We start from the raw sequence: 17,960 nt of genomic DNA on the forward strand, positions 1-17,960 counted from the left end.
CGGAGGTAGCGAAATGTCGTCTCGTCTCAGCAATCGCTCGCTCATCGGAATCGTCGCCGCGGCCCTCACCTGCACGGTCGCTGCCGCCGTCGCCGGCCAACCCGCCTCGGCCGCCGAGCGCACCCGCGTCGACGCCGCGTACAAGAACCCCGACCTACCGGTCGCGAAGCGGGTGGATGACCTGCTCGACCGGATGACGTTGGAGGAGAAGGTCGGGCAGATGATCCAGACCGAGCGCTACCAGGTCTACGACGACGCATCGCCGATCACCGAGTACAAGCTCGGCAGCATCCTCTCCGGCGGTGGCTCCACGCCGCCCGAGAACACACCAGAGGCCTGGGCGGACATGGTGGACCGGTTCCAGCGTGCCGCACTCGACACGCGGCTCGGCATCCCGTTGCTGTACGGCGTCGACTCGGTGCACGGCCACAACAATCTGTACGGTGCGACCGTCTTTCCACACAACATCGGACTCGGCGCGACCCGTGACCCCGCACTCGTACGCGAGGCCGCACACATCACCGCGGAGGAGACGCGGGCGACCGGGCCGCAATGGACGTTCTCACCGTGTATCTGCACCGCGCGCGACGATCGCTGGGGACGTACGTACGAGAGCTTCGGCGAGTCGGCGAGTCTCGCCACCCGGCTCGAGACGGCGATCGACGGATTTCAAGGCGGCCCGGGTGAGTTGTCCGATCCGGACCGGGTGCTCGCCACGGCGAAGCATTATGCGGGCGACGGTGCGACGGAGTACGGCACCGGCGAGGGCGACTACACGCTCGACCAGGGCATTGATGTCACGAACTTCTTCGACTTCTGGCGGCACTCGCTGCGACAGTACGTACCAGCCGTGCGACGACACGACGTCGGCTCGGTCATGCCGTCGTTCTCCAGCGTCGACTGGCAGGGTGACGGTGTCGGAAACCCGACGAAGATGCATGCGAACAAGCGCCTGATCAACGGCTTGCTCAAGCACACGATGGGCTTCCGCGGCATCGTGATCACCGACTGGGCGGGCATTCACCAGATCCCAGGTACGTGGAAGAAGCAGGTACGCACGGCCGTCAACGCAGGCATCGACATGTTCATGGAACCCGACTCGTACAAGGAGTTCCACGACACTCTGCTCGCCGAGGTCGAGGCCGGGCGCGTGTCGATGGAGCGGATCGACGACGCTGTGACCCGCATCCTGACCGCGAAGTTCGAGCTCGGACTGTTCGAGGATCCGTTCACCCCGCGCGAGCACATGGGCGACATCGGCAGCGACGACCACCGTGCGCTCGCCCGCAAGGCGGTGCAGGAATCACAAGTGTTGCTGAAGAATCACGGCAACACGCTTCCGTATGACGCCGATGATGACATCTACGTGGCAGGGAGCAACGCCGACAACCTGGGCAACCAGGCCGGCGGGTGGACGATCACCTGGCAGGGCGGTTCGACCAACAAGATCAAGGGCACCACGATCCTCGAAGGGATCCAGGATGCCGCGGGTGGCGAGGTCAGCTACAGCGAAGACGCCTCCGCTCCGATCGGGGAGCACGACCTCGGCGTCGTGGTCGTCGGCGAGACACCATATGCCGAAGGCTTCGGCGACGTCGGCGGGCCCAGCTGGAGCGGCGACCCAGGTGACAACGGCAAGCCTCGCCCGGCGAAGACGATGAAGCTGTCCAACGCCGACAAAGCAGCCGTCGACAAGGTGTGTACGAAGGCCGAGCGGTGCGTGGTCGTCGTCGTGTCGGGTCGGCCGATGGTCATCGATCCGGATCGACGCGCACGCATCGACGCGCTCGTCGCCGCCTGGCTTCCCGGCAGCGAGGGTGCGGGTGTCGCCGACACCCTGTTCGGCGAGGCACCCTACACCGGCAGGCTGCCGGTCACCTGGCCGCGCACGCTCGCGCAGGAGCCGATCAACATCGGCGACCGCGACTACGACCCGCTGTACGCCTACGGGCACGGTCTGCGTACGCGCACCAGGTGACCCGCCGGCTCACGAAACGGGCTCGGGACTGGCGTCCGGCTGGGTGCCGTTCGTACTGGTCGCGGGGGCGGTCGCCTCGCTCTTGATCGATGTCATGAGCGACTGTGCCAGCCCAAGCCCGGCACCGCCCATCGTGAGTGCCTTACCGAGCATGTCCTCCATGCCCTCGGCACCGTTGAGCACCACGAGGTTGTCGATGTTCGACAGCGCGGAGGCTCCCGCGCTCACGATCTCGGGGTACTGCTCGGCGATCTGCTGCGCGATGACGGCTTCCTGGTTGTCGGCAAGAGCCTGCGCCCGCGCCTCGATACCGGCGGCCTCGGCTCGGCCCTTCGCCTCGATCGCCGACGCCTCCGCGGCACCGGTGACCTGAGTCGCCTCGGCCTCGGCCTGGCCGCGCAGCTTCATCTCCTCGGACTCGGCCTGTGCCCGAGCGATCGCCGCTTCCCGCTCGGCGTTCGCGATCGTCACCTGGCGGTACGCTTCCGCGTCCGCGGGCTTGCGTACCTCGGTGTCGAGGATCTTCTCCTGCCGCTCCGCATCGAGCTGGGCCGCCGAGGTCTCCGCGCGTACGACCTCCTGACGAGCGTTCGCCTGGGCGAGCGGACCGGACTGCTCGGCCTCGGCGCGCGCACGATCGACGTCTGCCTGGTAGCCCGACTGTTTGATGGACGACTCGCGGACCGCGGCCGCGTTGTGCGCCGCGGCCTCCTGCTCGGCGACGGTCGCCTCCTGATCGCGCTCCGCGGCGGCGATACGCGCCTTCGACTCGATCGCAACCGATTGGGGCTTGCCGAGGTTGAGGATGTACTGCACCTCGTCATCGATCTCCTGGATCTGCAGGGAGTCGACCACCAGGCCGAGCTTGCCGAGGTCGTCGGCGAGCGAGGTGCGGATGTTGGTGGTGAGCTCTTCCCGGTTGTGCAGCATGTCCTCGACGGTCATCCCGCCGACGATCGCGCGCAGGTGTCCGGCGAACAGCTCGTGGATGGTGGACTCCATCTCGTCGGTGCTCTGCTCCAGGAACCGGCGCGCCGCATTGGCGATCGATGCGAGGTCGTCGCCCACCTTGTACGCGACGACGCCCCGTACGCTCAGCGGGATGCTCTGGTTGCTGACGCACTTGACGTCAAGGCCGGTCGATCGGATGTCGAGGCCGAGGCGGCGGACGGTCTGGAAGCCGGGGAGCACTGCCGTGCCTCGCCCGACGACGATCTTGAAGCCGAGGCTGTCCAGGCTGGTGAGGTTCTGACCGTGTGCTCCCAGGCCGGAGATGATCAGCGCTTCGTTGGGTTCGGCAACTCGCCAGACGAGTCGGAACAAGACGATGAGCACGACGATGGCGGCCGCTGCGGCCCCGATGGCTATGTACATGCTGGTTGAGAGTCTCCGATCTGCGCCCGGGTTCGGGCGTTGTGAACGTGAATCTTGGAGGGGTCCGAGATTTCAGAGCTGCGCGACGTAGACGTTGCGCGGGGGCATGTACTCCTGCACGACGACCGACGAGCCGACCTCGATCGACTCACCCGAGACTGCGGGGTAGGCGTTGAACGCTTCGCTGCCCCCACGGACGGCGATCATCACCTCGCCGACGAGGCCCGGGCCGATTCGGCCCGTCACTCGGCCCGTCTTGCCGACCATGTGCGCCCCCTTGACTCGCAGTGCGTCGCTCGATCCTAGCGGGGCACGGGTCCGGCCGACCGGCGGACCCGACGGGGCAGGTGTATTACGGCAGACCGAGCGGTTCCTTGAGCAATGCGTAGCCGACGAATGCGACGATGTCGAGGATGGTGTGCGCGATGATCAGCGGCATCACCCGGCCGGTGCGGTGGTAGAAGTAGCCGAAGATGACGCCCATGACGGCGTTGCCGATACCGGGGCCGACGCCCTGGTAGAGGTGGTACGACCCGCGTACCGCTGCGCTGAGGGCGATCGTCGCGGGCAGTCCCCACTGGAGGTCCCGCAGCCGCGTCATCAGATATCCGACGACGACGACCTCCTCGAGTACGGCGTTCTGCAACGCCGCCAGGATGAGCACCGGCACCGTCCACCAGTACTCATTGAGCGCGCTGGGCACGACGGTCGCCGTCATGCCGAGCTCCCGCCCGATGAAGTAGAACGCCAGGCCGGGCAGCCCGATGAGAGCGGCGAGTCCGACGCCGGCACCGATGTCGAACCCGGGACGCCGGCGATCGAGCCCGAGCGTACGCATCGCGGATCGGCCGTTGTCGGAGAGCAGGTAGATCGCGAGCGCGACGGGCACGAGGGCGAAGACGATGCCGAGGACCTGATACGTCAGGTCGAGGTACTCCCGAGTGCTCTCGGACGCGTTGAGGGTGGCGGTCTGATCGCGCAGCGGGCCGGCGGTGAGCTTGCCGATCAGGCTGACGACCGCGTACACGGCGGACTGACCGAGACTGAGCCCCAGCACGATCCAGATCTCGGCCCGGATGCGCGTACGGCTCGACATACGCGCAGCGTAGAGGACTCTGTCTCGCCGTTCGCATAGGCTCGACAAGCGTCGCGCCACGGCGCTACCGATCCGAGGAGACAGCCGATGAGCCACGTACGCGAGCCGGTGCGTCGCCCAGCCGTGCCGGCGTTGCTCGACGGCGCGACCGACGACGGGGCTCGCCGCCAGGCGCTCCGTCGGATGCGGATAGTCGCAGTGTCGCTGCTGATCGCGGCCGCGGTCGTGTACGCGATCACCCTCGACCGCGACGGTGCCTTGGGATTCGTGAACGCGGCCGCCGAAGCGGCGATGGTGGGAGCGATCGCCGACTGGTTCGCCGTGACGGCGTTGTTTCGGCATCCACTCGGCATCCCGATCCCGCATACCGCTCTGATCCCGAACCGCAAGAACGCGCTCGCGAAGAGTCTCGAGGAATTCGTCGGCGCCAACTTCCTGGTCGAGGACGTCGTGCGAGAGCGCGTACGCGAGGCCGACGTCGCTCAGCGCGTCGGCGAATGGCTCAGCGATGATCGACACAGCCAACGGCTCGTGGACGAGGCCGCCACCGTACTGGGCGCCGCCGTCGGTCGCGTCCGCGACGAGGACGTGGACGCGCTCGTCGGTGATGTGCTCATTCCACGGTTGGTCGCCGAACCATTGAGCCCGGCGGCGGGTCAGCTCCTCGCCCAAGTCGTCGACGACGGAGCGCACAAGGGTCTTGTCGATCTCACCCTCTCGGAGATCCATCGGTGGCTGGTCGACAACGAAGAGGTCGTCGAGCGGATCCTCGCGGAGCGGGCGCCGTGGTGGACCCCGCAGTGGCTCGATGAGCGGGTCATCCGGCGGCTACGCATCGAGGTGGTTGCCTGGGTCGCCGACATCCGCGACGACGCGACACACCCTGCGCGCAAGGCGTTCGACCGCTTGCTCGCCGATCTGGCGAACGACCTGCAGAACGACCCCGAGGTGATGGAGCGTGCCGAGGGTCTCAAGGAGCGGGTGCTGTCGCAGCCGGGCGTACGAGATGCGTCCATCGCCATCTGGAAGGCGCTACGAAACGCCCTCACCGATGCCCTCGACGATCCCGAGGGAATGCTCCGGCGTCGCGGCCTCGCCGAAGTACGCGCCTTCGGCGACCGGCTCTCGACCGACGCCGAGCTACAGCGTCGGGTCGACGCGTACGCGGAGGACGCTGCGGCGTACCTCGTCGGCAGGTACGGCGCCGAGGTGACGACGATCATCTCCGACACCGTCGGCCGCTGGGACGGTCGCGAGACGGCGAACCGGATCGAGCTCTACGTGGGCCGAGACCTCCAGTTCATCCGCATCAACGGCACAGTCGTAGGCGGCCTGGTCGGGTTGCTGATACACACCGTTACGGTTCTCGTATGACGCGGGTGGACGGGCGAGGGCTCTTCTTCGATGCCCTTGCGGTCGTGGTCTTCGTCGCCATCGGTCGAATGCAGCACGACGGCGACGGCGCGTTCCCACCCGACGAGGTGCTTCGTACTCTGTGGCCCTTCCTCGGCGGCCTGCTGATCGCGGTCGTCGTCCTCACCATCTCCGCGACCACGTACTCCCGGGTGGCCGCGGGTGGCGCGGTCGCCCTGTTGACCGCGTTGTGCGGGCTCGCGCTGAGATATGCGAGCGGCCAGGGAATTGCGGTGTCCTTCGCGATCGTTACGTTGATCGTGCTCGGTGTGCTGATGATCGGCTGGAGACTGATCGTCAACACTGTCAGTCGCGCGTAGCATAGTTCACCAGGTGAATGATTCGCCTGCTACGGCGATCTGACGCCGGGCCGTCGAATTTGAACTCAACATAAGTTGAGGTTCTAGTGTTGCGGTCGCCGCAGCTCGCAGATCCAGGGGGTTGGAACCACATGAGCATGGAAGTCACCGCGTGGACGTCGATGTACCACGCGATGCACGCACAGGAGGACCGTCGCCCGTTCTCGCGGGCGACGCTGCGGAGGATCCTCGGGTTCGCGCGTCCGCATCGTTCGAAGCTGATCGCGTTCTTCCTGGTCAGCACAGTCGCGGCCGCGATGGCGGTTCTCACCCCGGTTCTCGCGGGCCGGGTCGTCGACGCGATCACGGCAGGCGATGAGTTCTCGGTCGTACGCACGCTCGCGATCATCATCGCACTGCTCGCGATCGGCGAGGCCGCGTTCGGCGTCCTGACCCGGTGGCTGTCGGCGACGATCGGCGAGGGCCTGATCCTCGACCTCCGTACCGCTGTGTTCGACCACGTCCAGCGCATGCCGGTCGCGTTCTTCACTCGTACGCAGACCGGTGCGCTCGTCAGCCGGTTGAACAACGATGTGATCGGCGCACAGCGTGCGTTCAGCGACACGTTGTCCGGCGTCGTGAGCAACCTGGTGAAGCTGGTGCTGACGCTCGCGGTGATGATCGCGATTTCGTGGCAGATCACGCTGCTCGCTCTGGTTCTGCTTCCGGTGTTCGTACTCCCTGCGCGGCTGATGGGCCGGCGGCTCGCGGCTTTGGAGCGGGAGGCCGCGAACCACAACGCGGTGATGGGCAGCCGGATGACCGAGCGGTTCTCGGCGCCGGGTGCGACCTTGATCAAGCTGTTCGGTCGACCGGGCGACGAGTCGCGGGAGTTCGCGGTCCGCGCATCGCGCGTACGCGATATCGGGGTACGTACTGCAATGCTGCAGGTCATCTTCGTCACCGCGCTGACGCTGGTCTCCGCACTCGCACTCGCGCTCGTGTACGGCCTCGGCGGGTTCTACGCACTGCGCGGCGACCTGGAAGCCGGCTCCGTCGTCACGCTGGCGCTGCTGCTCACCCAGCTGTACGCTCCGCTGACGGCACTCGCGAGCGCTCGCGTCGAGGTGATGAGCGCCCTGGTCAGCTTCGAGCGGGTCTTCGAGGTCCTCGACCTGGTGCCGCTCATCCGCGACTCCGACGACGCCCGGCCGGTCCCCTCAGGGCCGGTGTCGGTCGAGTTCGACGACGTCGGGTTCGCGTACCCCTCGGCGGACAAGGTCTCCCTCGCCTCCCTCGAGGAGGTCGCGTCGCTCGACACTCGCGGCGGCGAGGCCGTGCTCCATGATGTGAGCTTCCGGGTCGAGCCGGGTCAGCTCGTGGCGCTGGTCGGCTCGTCCGGCGCGGGCAAGTCGACGATCGCCTCGCTCGTGCCCCGGCTGTACGACGCCGATTCGGGCAGCGTCCGGCTCGCCGGTGTCGACGTACGCGACCTCAGCGCCGACTCCCTGCGCGACTCGCTCGGGATGGTCACCCAGGACGGTCACCTGTTCCACGAGACGCTCCGTGCGAACCTACTGCTCGCACGACCCGACGCCACCGACGACGACCTGTGGCATGCCCTGCGTCGCGTCCGTCTCGACGGGCTAGTAGCTGAGCTACCCGAAGCGCTCGACACCGTCGTGGGGGAGCGCGGATACCGGTTCTCCGGCGGCGAGCGGCAGCGCATCACCATCGCGCGGTTGCTCCTCGCGGAGCCGCGCGTCGTGATCCTCGACGAGGCGACCGCCCATCTCGACTCGACCTCCGAGGCCGATGTCCAGCACGCCCTCAACGAGGCACTCGACGGGCGTACCGCGATCGTCATCGCGCACCGCCTGTCGACCGTTCGCGCCGCCGACCAGATTCTGGTCGTCGAAGCAGGTCGGGTCGTCGAGCGAGGCACCCACGACGAGCTGCTCGATCGAGGCGGACGCTACGAGGAGCTCTACCGGACCCAGTTCAGCGACGGAACGGAGCGGGCTGTGGTCCGCTGAGACGCTTTGATCGCCGACCTCGGGACGCTACGCACCGTTTGCCGGTCCGACCGATTGCGGGTATGACGGACGGGAGAGCACAGCTGCGGAGGTTCCATGGCACAACGGATCGAGGATTACGCGCTCGTCGGCGATCTCCAGACGGCGGCTCTGATCGGCAAGGACGGAGGAGTCGACTGGCTGTGCCTGCCGCGGTTCGACTCGGGGGCGTGCTTCGCCGCGATGCTGGCCGACGAGGATGCGGGCAGGTGGCGCATCGCGCCGGCGGGCGCCCGGGAGTGCACACGCCGTAGCTACCGAGGTGACACACTCGTACTGCAGACGGAGTGGGATACCCCGGACGGCGCCATCCGGGTCATCGACTTCATGCCGCTTCGGGGCAAGGCTGCCGACATCGTCCGGATCGTCGAGGGCGTCAGCGGCCGCGTCACGGTCGAGGTGAGCCTCAAGCTGCGGTTCGACTACGGCAGCGTGGTCCCGTGGGTGCGGCACACCTCCGGGCAGCTCGAGGCGGTAGCTGGTCCCGACGCCGTGTGGCTTCGTACGCCCGTCGCGGTGCACGGCCGAAACCTCGGGTCGTACGCGACGTTCGAGGTGGCTGCGGGCGATCGAGTGCCGTTCGTCCTGACGCATCAGGAGTCGCACCTACCTGCGCCGACGCCCGTCGATCCGGAGCGGGCGCTGCGCGACACGGAGTCGTTCTGGCGCAACTGGATCGCGACCGCCGACGTACCCGACCGCTGGGCTGAGCCCGTACGCCGATCTCTGATCATCCTGAAGGCGCTGACGTACGCGCCGACCGGAGGCGTGCTCGCCGCCGCGACGACGTCCCTGCCCGAGCAGATCGGCGGCGAACGCAATTGGGACTACCGTTATTGTTGGCTGCGCGACTCGACGTTCACGCTGGGTGCGCTGCTCGGCTGCGGGTACGACGACGAGGCAGAAGCGTGGCGCGCATGGCTGTTGCGTGCGGTCGCGGGTGAGCCGGCTGATCTGCAGATCATGTACGGCGTCGACGGCACCCGGAGGCTGCCCGAGGCAGAGCTCGACTGGCTCGCTGGGTACGAAGGCTCGCGCCCGGTGCGCATCGGCAACGCCGCCTCCGAGCAGCTCCAGCTCGACGTCTGGGGCGAGGTGCTCGACTCACTGCACCTCGCACGTACCGTCGGACTCGCTCCGGACGACCATGCATGGGACATCCAGCAGGCCCTGCTCGACCATCTCGAGCGAAACTGGACCGCGCGCGACAACGGCATCTGGGAGGGACGAGGTCCCAGGCGCGACTTCGTGTACTCGAAGGTGATGTGCTGGGTCGGCCTGGACCGCGGAGTCCAAGCGGTCGAGCGGTTCGGACTGGACGGCCCGGTCGATCGGTGGCGCGCTGCCCGCGACCAGATCCACGCCGAGGTGTGCAGCAAGGGCTTCGACGCCGAGCGCAACACGTTCACCCAGTTCTATGGTTCGCAGGGCCTCGACGCCGCGCTGCTGCTCATGCCACGCACCGGGTTCCTCCCGCCGGACGACCCGCGCATCGTCGGCACGGTGGACGCAATCGGGCGTGAGCTCTCCCGCGACGGCCTGATCCTGCGGTACGACCCGTCGGCAGACGGCGGAGTCGACGGGCTGGAGGGCACCGAGGGGACGTTCCTCGCGTGCAGCTTCTGGATGGTGTACGCCCTCCACCTCATCGGCCGCCGCGACGACGCGGTCGAACTGTTCGAGCGGTTGCTCACGCTACGCAGCGATCTGGGTCTGCTCGCCGAGGAGTACGACGTGCCGACGTCGAGGCAGCTCGGCAACACACCACAGGCGTACAGCCACGTGGGGCTCGTCAACTGTGCGAGAGCGCTGTCCGGCCAGGGGTGAAGGGGCCATGGACAGCGACGTACGTTCCGTTGCCGACGCGATGCGGGCGACGGACCGCCGTGACTTCCTCCCCGAGAAGCAGCGTCCGTGGGCGGGGGAGGACCGCCCCCTGTCGATCGGCGCCGGCCAGACCAACTCCCAGCCGACCACGGTGCTGAACCAGATCGTGCTCCTCGGCGTCAGCACGGGCGCTCGAGTTCTCGACGTCGGCGCCGGCTCCGGCTGGACGACGGCGATCATCGCCCGGCTGGTCGGGCCGTCCGGCCGCGTCATCGGTGTCGAGATCGACGAGCTGATCGGCGCCTGGGGTGCGGCGAACGTCGCCCGCCAGCAACTCCCATGGGCCGAGTATCGCCTTGCACACAAGGGAGTTCTCGGCTGGCCGCCAGAGGCGCCGTACGATCGCATCCTGGTCTCGGCTGAGGCCGCAACGATTCCCGGGCCGCTGGTCGACCAGTTGGGAGACGACGCCACGATGGTCGTGGTGGTCAACGGCGTCATGCTGCGCGTACGGCGCGAACACGGATCCGCACCGGTCGTCACCGAACACGGGCATTACCGGTTCGTACCCTTGCGCTGAGGATGCCGAAACCCGCTAGCGGTACAGCGTCGAGAGCACGACCTCGCGAAGCTCTGCGGACTTGTCGGCGTTCCATCCGTCGGGCTGGAGGATCGCTGCCCACGCGTCCACATGCTCACCCCGGTAGACGTGGCCGTGACCGGCCGGCACCTCGGTGCCGAGCGGGAGATCCGCCGTCACCTGCCAGAACGTCACGAACGGGATCCACTGCATCTCGTCGAGTACGTCGGATCCGCGCTCTTCTTCGAGCCAGTCCGGTCGCTGCAGCAGCAGGTCGGTGTTCCACCAAACGATCGGATCCGACGGTTGCTGGAGATACAGGATCCGGGTGCCGTCCCAGGGTTCTTCCGTCGGCTTGATCTCGCCGCGGGCATCCGCGGCGAATCGCACCGTCCGTCCGTCGCGATACACCGGCTCGATCTCGGGGGATCGCGGCGCCCGGTCGTCGACGAACTCGCCGTACAGCTTGTTGAAGCTCGGCGGCCCGACGAAAAGAGCGCCGTCGGTGCGGCTGGCCAGGTCGAACTCACCGCTGAACGCGGTCTCTCCGCCGAACGATCCGAGGCTCTCCCCGAACACGTACAGATTCGGCCGTTGCTCTGCCGGCAGGTCCGCCCACTTCGCGTACACCGCGTCGAACAGCGCGCGTCCGGCATCACGCGCCACCTCCTGGTCAACGAGGTACGACAGCCAGGAGGGGAAGTGGGAGTACTGGATCCCCACCGTCGCAGAGTCCCCGGCGGTCAGATACTCGAAGCTGTTGACCGAGCTGGGTTCGACAAAGCCGCTGCCCGTCGTCGTCACGACGAGGAGGTTCTTGCGCTCGAACCCGCCGGCTCGTTCGAGGTCTCGAAGCGCCAGGTCGGCGCGCTCCTCGACGTCGTCTGCCGATGCCGACCCGGCGTAGATCCGGATCGGGTCCTCTGCGGCCGACCCGGTGAAGTCACCGATCGCTTCGGCGTCGGGTCCGCGGCCGACGAAGGATCGTCCCTGTCGGCCGAGATCGTCCCATTCGATGAGCGAGCCCGGACCGCCGGAGCGCAGCTCGTTCGCTGGTTCGGAAGCACTGGCAGCTGTGCCGAGGTCGGAGACGGCGAACGTCCGATCGGCCGTGGTCATGATCGCATCCCAGAGCACACCGCTGACCAGCGTGAACAGCACGCCGGCGAGCAGTACGAACCCCGTTGCGCGTGCGGCGCGTTCACCCATGGCTCTGCTCAGCAGTCGGCTGATCCTTCGGTAGCACCACCGAACACCCCGGGCGATCTCGATGAGAACGAAGAAGAGCACGAACCCGAGCACCGGGATGACCCAGACGAGCCCGAGGCCTTCCTGCTCCATGCCCATCAGGTCGCGGATCCGGTACTGCCACACCTGGCCGATGACGATCGCGGTGAGTCCGGAGAGGCCGGCAACGACGGCGAAGATCCACCAAGACCGTGCCGACGCAGACTTGGGCCCGCGGTCGGCGAACTCGCGCCACACCCGGGCCAGCACGAGCCCGACCGCGTACCCGATCGCGCCGTTGATGCCCGTGACGACGGCCTGGAAGACGATCGGGCGGGGGAGCAGTGACGGCGTGAACGACAGACAGGCGAACAACACCGCTGTCGAGGCACCCGGCAAGGTGTAGTGAAGTCGGCGAGCGAGCGCCGAAGCCGTCCTGCGAGCAGTGACGCGTACGGTGCTCAGGTCTCCTCCAAGACTCAGTACTCGACCGGGTCGCGAGTGATCGGGCATGTCATGCAGTGACCGCCGCCGCGGCCTCGCCCGAGTTCTGCACCGACGATCGTGATGACCTCGACACCGGCCTTGCGTAGCAGGGTGTTGGTCAGGGTGTTGCGGTCGTAAGTGAAGACCGTTCCGGGCGACACCGCAACGGCGTTGTTGCCGCTGTCCCACTGCTGGCGCTCCGACTGATAGACGTCACCTCCGGTCTCGACTACCCGGAGCTCGCGCAGACCGAGTGACTCGGCGACGACGTCGACGAACGGCGTTGAGCCATGATCGGTGACTTCGATGTCCGATGCGTTGTCGCCGGGTCGCAGCGAGAACGTGTGCACGGCATCCATGATCGTGGGGAACAGCGTCACGATGTCGCGGTCTGCGAAGGTGAACACCGTGTCGAGGTGCATCGCCGCACGCAGCTTCGGCATCCCCGCGACCACGACCCGCTCGGCGGCGCCTTGCTCGAACAGTGACGCCGTGACCTGGGTGATTGCCTGACGCGACGTACGCTCACTCATGCCCATCAGTACGACACCGTTGCCGACGGGCATGATGTCGCCGCCCTCGAACGATGCCTGACCCCAGTCGAGCTCCGGATCGCCCCACCAGACGGTCGAACCGACGAAGTCGGGGTGGAACTGGTAGATCGCTTTCATCAGTAACGTCTCGTGGTGACGGGCCGGCCAGTACAGCGGGTTGAGCGTCACGCCGCCGTACAACCAGCACGTCGTGTCACGGGTGTACAACGTGTTGGGCAGAGGCGGCATCAGGTACTCACGTGCTCCCCGCGACTCCCGGGCAAGCGCCATGTGTCCCGGACGGTAGTCGTCTGGAACATCGCTCGTTGCCAGCCCTCCGATCAGGTACTCGGCAAGGGGGCGAGCATCCAACGACTCGAGGTACTCGCGAGTACTGTCGACAAGGCCGTGTCCGACCTCGTTCGCGATGATCTTGCGGTCGAGCAGCCAGTCGCGGGCGACCGGATCGCGCACGGTCTCGGTCAGGAGATCGTGCAGCTCGACGACCTCGACGCCGTGCCCGCGCAGCTTGTTGACGAAGTCGGCGTGGTCTCGTTGGGCGTTTTCGACCCACATGACATCGTCGAAGAGGAGATCGTCGTTGTTGGACGGCGTCAAGCGCCGATGTGCGAGACCGGGCGCGCAGACGAGGACCTTGCGCAGAGCACCCACCTCGGAGTGGACGCCGTAGGACGCGACTTCGGACATGGTCGTTCCTTCTCGATAGCGGTTTACAACTCGATGTATCCGGTGACGAGGCCGATGACGCCGGTCAGGCCGCCGGCAAGGATGACCACCAACAGACCGATCTCCGTCGGGGTGAAGAGTCGACGCTCGTTCTCGCTGCGAGCCTTGATGTACAGCAGCGTCGCCGGGGCATAGATGACGGTCGACAGCAGTAAGAACTTCAAGCCCGCCGCCTCGAAGAGGAACAGCGTGTACGCCGTGGCGATCCCGGCGAAGATCGTCTCGCGACGGCGGACCCTGGGCGACACGTCTTCGTACGCCTCACCGGTCAACCCGAGCCTGAGGGCGTACGCGGCCGCCAGAAAGTACGGCACCAGCGCGAGGCTGGTGCAGAGGTCGAGCATGAAGTTGAGCGCGTCGTCGACCAGCAAGGTGAGGGCGACGAGTGCCTGTACGCCCATGGACGTGACGACAAGTGCGGTGATCGGCGTTCCGTTGTCGTCCGCGCGCCCGAGGAAACGCGGGAAGTCGTCGCTACGCGCCGGGATGTACATCACCTCGGCGGCCATCAGCGTCCAGGCGAGGTACGCGCCGAGCACCGAGACGATGACCGCGACGCTGATGAACACCTCACCCCAGTCGCCGACGACGGACTCGAAGAGGCCGACCATCGACGGCTGTCGCGTATCCGCGATCTCGGGTTGCGGCTTGACGGAGTAGCTGGACAACGTCACGAGTACGAACAGCGCGAGCACGCTGACGAAACCGAGGACGGTTGCTCTGCCCACGTCGGCACGGCTCTTGGCGTACCTCGAGTACACGCTCGCGCCCTCGATGCCGAGAAACACGAAGGTGGTGATGATCATCGTGTTGCGAACCTGCTCGTTCAGCGAGCCCAGGTCGCCGTACCCGGTCGCGAGCCAGTTGTCCGAGAACACCCCGGCGTCGATCGAGATGAACAGTACGACGATGAACACCAGGATCGGAATGATCTTGAAGACCGTCACGATCCGGTTGATGACGGCCGCGTCTCGCACACCGCGCGCGATCAAAATGTGAAAGAGCCACACACCGGCGGTGGAGAGCGCGGCGGCGAGTACCGTGTCGCCGTCACCGAACCCGTCGAAGAACGTGCCGAGCGTCGCCGAGATGAACACCCAGTAGAAGGTGTTGCCGGCGACGGCGCTCGCCCAGAATCCGATGGCGGAGTTGAATCCTGCGTAGTCGCCGAAGCCGGCCTTGGCGTAGATGAACACGCCCGAGTCGAGGTCGGGCCTGCGAACCGCGAGGTTCTGGAACACGAACGCGAGCATCAGCATGCCTGCGCCGGCGACCGCCCACGCGATCAGGGATCCGAGGATCCCGGTCGCAACACCGAACCGGGCGGGCAGCGAGAACACCCCGGCGCCCACCATCGAACCCACGACCATGGCCGTGAGAGTCGGTACGGAGAGCTTGGAAGCGGCAACAGCGCCATCGGCGCTACCTGTCTCGGCCATTCACGTTCTCCCACAACAAGGTAGGTACGTCGCGATCCTTGTCCACGGCCACTCTCCCTGAGCCGGACTATGCTCGCAATCCGAACGACGTCTGCAGGGTCGTTGCGCAGGTGTTCGCGTTACAGACATCGTTGTGTCACACCGACCACCCCGTGGCGCAACCCCGGCACGGAATCCATGAGGCATGGAGACCTCACGCCGTACTTTGATCAAGGCCGGTGCTGCCACCGGTGCCGCGCTCGGCGTGCCACTCGCGTCCGCCTCCCCAGCAGATGCGCGCAAGCACGCCGCCCGACTTCGTTCCGATCCGTTCACTCTCGGTGTCGCCTGCGGCGATCCCTGGCCGGACGGGTTCGTCATCTGGACCCGGCTCGCCCTCGAGCCGCTCGCCGAGAACGGCCTCGGCGGTATGCCGAACGTCCCGTTCCGGGTGGAGTGGGAGGTCGCGCGAGACCCGTCCTTCCGCCGGATCGTCCGGCGCGGATCCCAACCGGCGAAGCCCGATTCGGCGCACACCATTCACGTCGAGCTACGCGGTCTTCCCGCGGACCGCGACTACTGGTACCGCTTCCGCTGCGGCCGGTTCGAGTCCCGGGCAGGAAGGGCGCGGACGACTCCCCGGCGTGGCACGATGCCGTCTTCGCTCGCAATGTCGTTCGTATCGTGCTCGCAGTTCGAGCACGGCTACTTCACCGCGTACCGCCGGATGGCTGAGGACAATCCCGACCTGGTGTTGCATCTCGGCGACTACCAGTACGAGTACAAGGCCGGCGACTACGAGGCGCCGGGCGGCAATGTCCGCGACCACGAGGGTCCGGAGACGACGACCCTCGAGTCGTACCGCCAGCGACATGCGCAGTACAAGACCGATCCGGACCTGCAGGCCGCACATGCGGTCGCGCCATGGATCGCCGTCTGGGACGACCACGAGCTCGACAACAACTGGGCCGACGAGGTACCGGAGAAGGCCGAGGAAGAGTTCCTCGATCGACGGGCCGCGGCGTTCCGCGCGTACTACGAGAACATGCCGCTACGTCGTACGTCGGTGCCCCGCGGGATCGACATGCAGCTCTACCGCCGGGTGGCGTGGGGCGAGCTCGCGACTTTCCACATGCTCGACACCCGGCAGTACCGCGACGACCAGGGGTGTGGCGACGGGTACGACACCGACTGCCCGGCCGCGGTCGACCCGGCTCGTTCGATCACCGGCGCCGCCCAGGAAGCCTGGCTACTGAACGGGTTCCGGCGGTCGCAGGCCCGCTGGGACCTGCTCGGCCAGCAGGTCTTCTTCGCCCAGCGCGACAGCGACGAGGGCCCGCTGAAGACGGTCTCGATGGACGCCTGGGACGGGTACGCAGCATCGCGTGAACGCATCACCCAAGGCTGGGTCGATGCCGATGTGCGTAACCCGGTGGTGCTCACCGGCGACGTGCACGCGCACTGGGCGAGCGACCTCAAACTGGACTACGACGACCCGACGACGAAGACCGTCGGCGCGGAGCTGGTCTGCTCGTCGATCACCTCGGGCGGCAGCGGAGAGGACTCCGCGTCAGGTTCGCACCCGTGGTTGAAGTGGAACCCGCATCTGCAGTTCCAGAACAACCTGCGCGGGTACGTGCGCACGAAGATCACCCCGACCGAGATGCAGGCCGACTTCCGGTGCCTGTCCGATGTCACGACGCGGACAGCGGACGCGTTCACCCGCGCGTCGTTCGTCATCGCCGACCGCGAGCCCGGTCTGCACCAGACGTACGACAACCCGCCGGAGCAGCTCAAGCGCGACGGCCGGTCGGACCGCCAGATCGGGCGGGACACGATCACCTGGGAGACCCGTCGCCCCTGAGTAGGCGAACGCCTTCCGATCAGCACCTCGCCGCCGCGGACCGTACAAGACCCGCGGCGGCGAGGTCATGCTGTGCCGGCCGAGCGTTTCCGGCGCGCACGACCGGGAATGGTGAGGACCGGAAGTTGTCAACCGACCTGGGAGGCTCCCATGGATCGATCGACCGAACGTCGCGGCCGCGTCAGCCGTCGCGCCGTGCTGATGGGCATTGCCGTCGGCGCAACCGCGCCGGTCGCAACCGCGCTGAGCGGCGGGCCGGCGATGGCCCACCCGAGAACACAAACGGCACAGCAGACCCCACGACGGAAGAGTACGTCCGCGGCACCCGAGTGCCTGTCCGGGCTCATTCAGGAAGGACGGATGACGTATGCAGATCTCATGGCTGGCTGATGTCCTCCGCGGCGCCGGCGTAGAGGTCGTAGAGCAGGGCGACTGGCTGAACCGCAGCGCCGGCGCAGACTTCGAGCCGTTCGGTGTGCTCTGGCACCACACGGCGGCGCTGTCGAGCCCTGAGAATCCGGCACCCGCACTCGACATCTGCATCAACGGCAGATCGGACCTCCCCGGCCCGCTGTGCCACGCGCACGTCGACTACAACGGCGTGTTCAACGTGGTCTCCGCGAACCGCGCGAACCACGCCGGCGAGTCCGGCGGTAGCGGTCCCATCCCGGCCGGCGACGGCAACACGATGATGATCGGATGGGAGATCGACTACGCGGGCGACGGCTCGGGCGAGGGCGGCCCCGTCCAGGAGATGACGCAGGCGCAGTACGACGCGTCGATCGCCGCGACCGCCGCGGTCATCGCTCAGCTCGGTACCGACGCGGAGCACGTACGCGGCCATCGCGAGACGAGCACCTCGGGAAAGATCGACCCGTCGTTCATCGACCTGGACGCGATGCGCGCCGACGTGGCGGCGGCGATGGGCTGATCACTCGGGACGGGTGGCGCCGTGTAATCGGTTTCCGGCTTGGAGCCACGGCGCAACCCCGGTTGCTCTTGACGTCCTGACACTCCAGTCCTAGATTGCGTGAAATCGATTA

The 17,960-nt window shown here is 67.1% G+C and carries 15 protein-coding genes; 9 read left to right on the forward strand and 6 right to left on the reverse strand.

The genetic code is table 11. The features are described 5' to 3' along the window. The first annotated feature begins 13 nt into the window (after positions 1-13). Positions 14-1,978, forward strand: coding sequence for a glycoside hydrolase family 3 C-terminal domain-containing protein (locus tag MU582_11010; GenBank protein UPK72980.1), 1,965 nt, complete (start codon positions 14-16; stop codon positions 1,976-1,978). Positions 1,979-1,987: 9 nt separating this feature from the next. On the opposite strand, the gene MU582_11015 is transcribed toward MU582_11010, so the two are convergent. The 3 genes from MU582_11015 to MU582_11025 form a co-directional block, all read right to left on the reverse strand. Further along, complete coding sequence (locus tag MU582_11015; GenBank protein UPK72981.1) at positions 1,988-3,352, reverse strand: SPFH domain-containing protein; 1,365 nt, start codon at positions 3,350-3,352, stop codon at positions 1,988-1,990. A gap of 72 nt (positions 3,353-3,424) precedes the next feature. Further along, complete coding sequence (locus tag MU582_11020; protein ID UPK72982.1) at positions 3,425-3,619, reverse strand: hypothetical protein; 195 nt, start codon at positions 3,617-3,619, stop codon at positions 3,425-3,427. Between the two features lie 85 nt (positions 3,620-3,704). Next, the gene (locus MU582_11025) at positions 3,705-4,448 is read right to left on the reverse strand and encodes a CPBP family intramembrane metalloprotease (GenBank protein ID UPK72983.1); all 744 of its coding nucleotides are present in this window, start codon (positions 4,446-4,448) and stop codon (positions 3,705-3,707) included. Positions 4,449-4,535: 87 nt separating this feature from the next. Here MU582_11025 and MU582_11030 point away from each other — a divergent pair, with 87 nt between their 5' ends. The 5 genes from MU582_11030 to MU582_11050 all read left to right on the forward strand — a co-directional run bounded on the left by MU582_11030 (position 4,536) and on the right by MU582_11050 (position 10,642). Further along, complete coding sequence (locus MU582_11030) at positions 4,536-5,822, forward strand: DUF445 domain-containing protein (protein UPK72984.1); 1,287 nt, start codon at positions 4,536-4,538, stop codon at positions 5,820-5,822. Next, positions 5,819-6,181: a DUF3054 domain-containing protein gene (locus MU582_11035; protein ID UPK72985.1), complete on the forward strand. Its 363-nt coding sequence runs from the start codon at positions 5,819-5,821 to the stop codon at positions 6,179-6,181. Before MU582_11030 ends, MU582_11035 begins: the two co-directional genes overlap by 4 nt. A 131-nt stretch (positions 6,182-6,312) precedes the next feature. Then, positions 6,313-8,196 (forward strand): ABC transporter ATP-binding protein/permease, encoded by a 1,884-nt coding sequence (locus MU582_11040; protein ID UPK72986.1) that lies wholly within the window; start codon positions 6,313-6,315, stop codon positions 8,194-8,196. A gap of 96 nt (positions 8,197-8,292) precedes the next feature. Continuing rightward, on the forward strand, positions 8,293-10,062 hold the full coding sequence (locus MU582_11045; protein ID UPK72987.1) for a glycoside hydrolase family 15 protein: 1,770 nt from the start codon (positions 8,293-8,295) through the stop codon (positions 10,060-10,062). A 7-nt stretch (positions 10,063-10,069) separates the two neighbouring features. Further along, positions 10,070-10,642 carry a protein-L-isoaspartate carboxylmethyltransferase gene (locus tag MU582_11050; GenBank protein ID UPK72988.1) on the forward strand — a complete coding sequence of 191 codons (573 nt, stop codon included), beginning with the start codon at positions 10,070-10,072 and terminating at the stop codon, positions 10,640-10,642. Between the two features lie 15 nt (positions 10,643-10,657). Here the strand turns inward: MU582_11050 and MU582_11055 are convergent, their stop codons facing one another. The 3 genes from MU582_11055 to MU582_11065 are packed head-to-tail and all read right to left on the reverse strand — an operon-like array spanning position 10,658 to position 15,074. Next, positions 10,658-12,382: an alpha/beta-hydrolase family protein gene (locus tag MU582_11055; protein ID UPK72989.1), complete on the reverse strand. Its 1,725-nt coding sequence runs from the start codon at positions 12,380-12,382 to the stop codon at positions 10,658-10,660. Beyond that, the gene (locus tag MU582_11060; GenBank protein UPK72990.1) at positions 12,349-13,596 is read right to left on the reverse strand and encodes an arginine deiminase; all 1,248 of its coding nucleotides are present in this window, start codon (positions 13,594-13,596) and stop codon (positions 12,349-12,351) included. The genes MU582_11055 and MU582_11060 overlap by 34 nt, the downstream gene beginning before the upstream one ends. Positions 13,597-13,619: 23 nt before the next feature. Beyond that, positions 13,620-15,074, reverse strand: coding sequence for a basic amino acid/polyamine antiporter (locus tag MU582_11065; protein UPK72991.1), 1,455 nt, complete (start codon positions 15,072-15,074; stop codon positions 13,620-13,622). A gap of 184 nt (positions 15,075-15,258) precedes the next feature. Between MU582_11065 and MU582_11070 the strand changes: the two genes are divergently transcribed. From MU582_11070 to MU582_11080, 3 genes are all read left to right on the forward strand, one after another. Next, complete coding sequence (locus tag MU582_11070) at positions 15,259-16,917, forward strand: alkaline phosphatase D family protein (GenBank protein UPK72992.1); 1,659 nt, start codon at positions 15,259-15,261, stop codon at positions 16,915-16,917. Positions 16,918-17,067: 150 nt separating this feature from the next. Further along, positions 17,068-17,307, forward strand: coding sequence for a hypothetical protein (locus tag MU582_11075; GenBank protein UPK72993.1), 240 nt, complete (start codon positions 17,068-17,070; stop codon positions 17,305-17,307). Continuing rightward, the gene (locus MU582_11080) at positions 17,285-17,848 is read left to right on the forward strand and encodes an N-acetylmuramoyl-L-alanine amidase (GenBank protein UPK72994.1); all 564 of its coding nucleotides are present in this window, start codon (positions 17,285-17,287) and stop codon (positions 17,846-17,848) included. The genes MU582_11075 and MU582_11080 overlap by 23 nt, the downstream gene beginning before the upstream one ends. Positions 17,849-17,960 lie beyond the last annotated feature (112 nt).

This window comes from Nocardioidaceae bacterium SCSIO 66511, from assembly GCA_023100825.1.
Lineage (GTDB): Bacteria > Actinomycetota > Actinomycetes > Propionibacteriales > Nocardioidaceae > Solicola.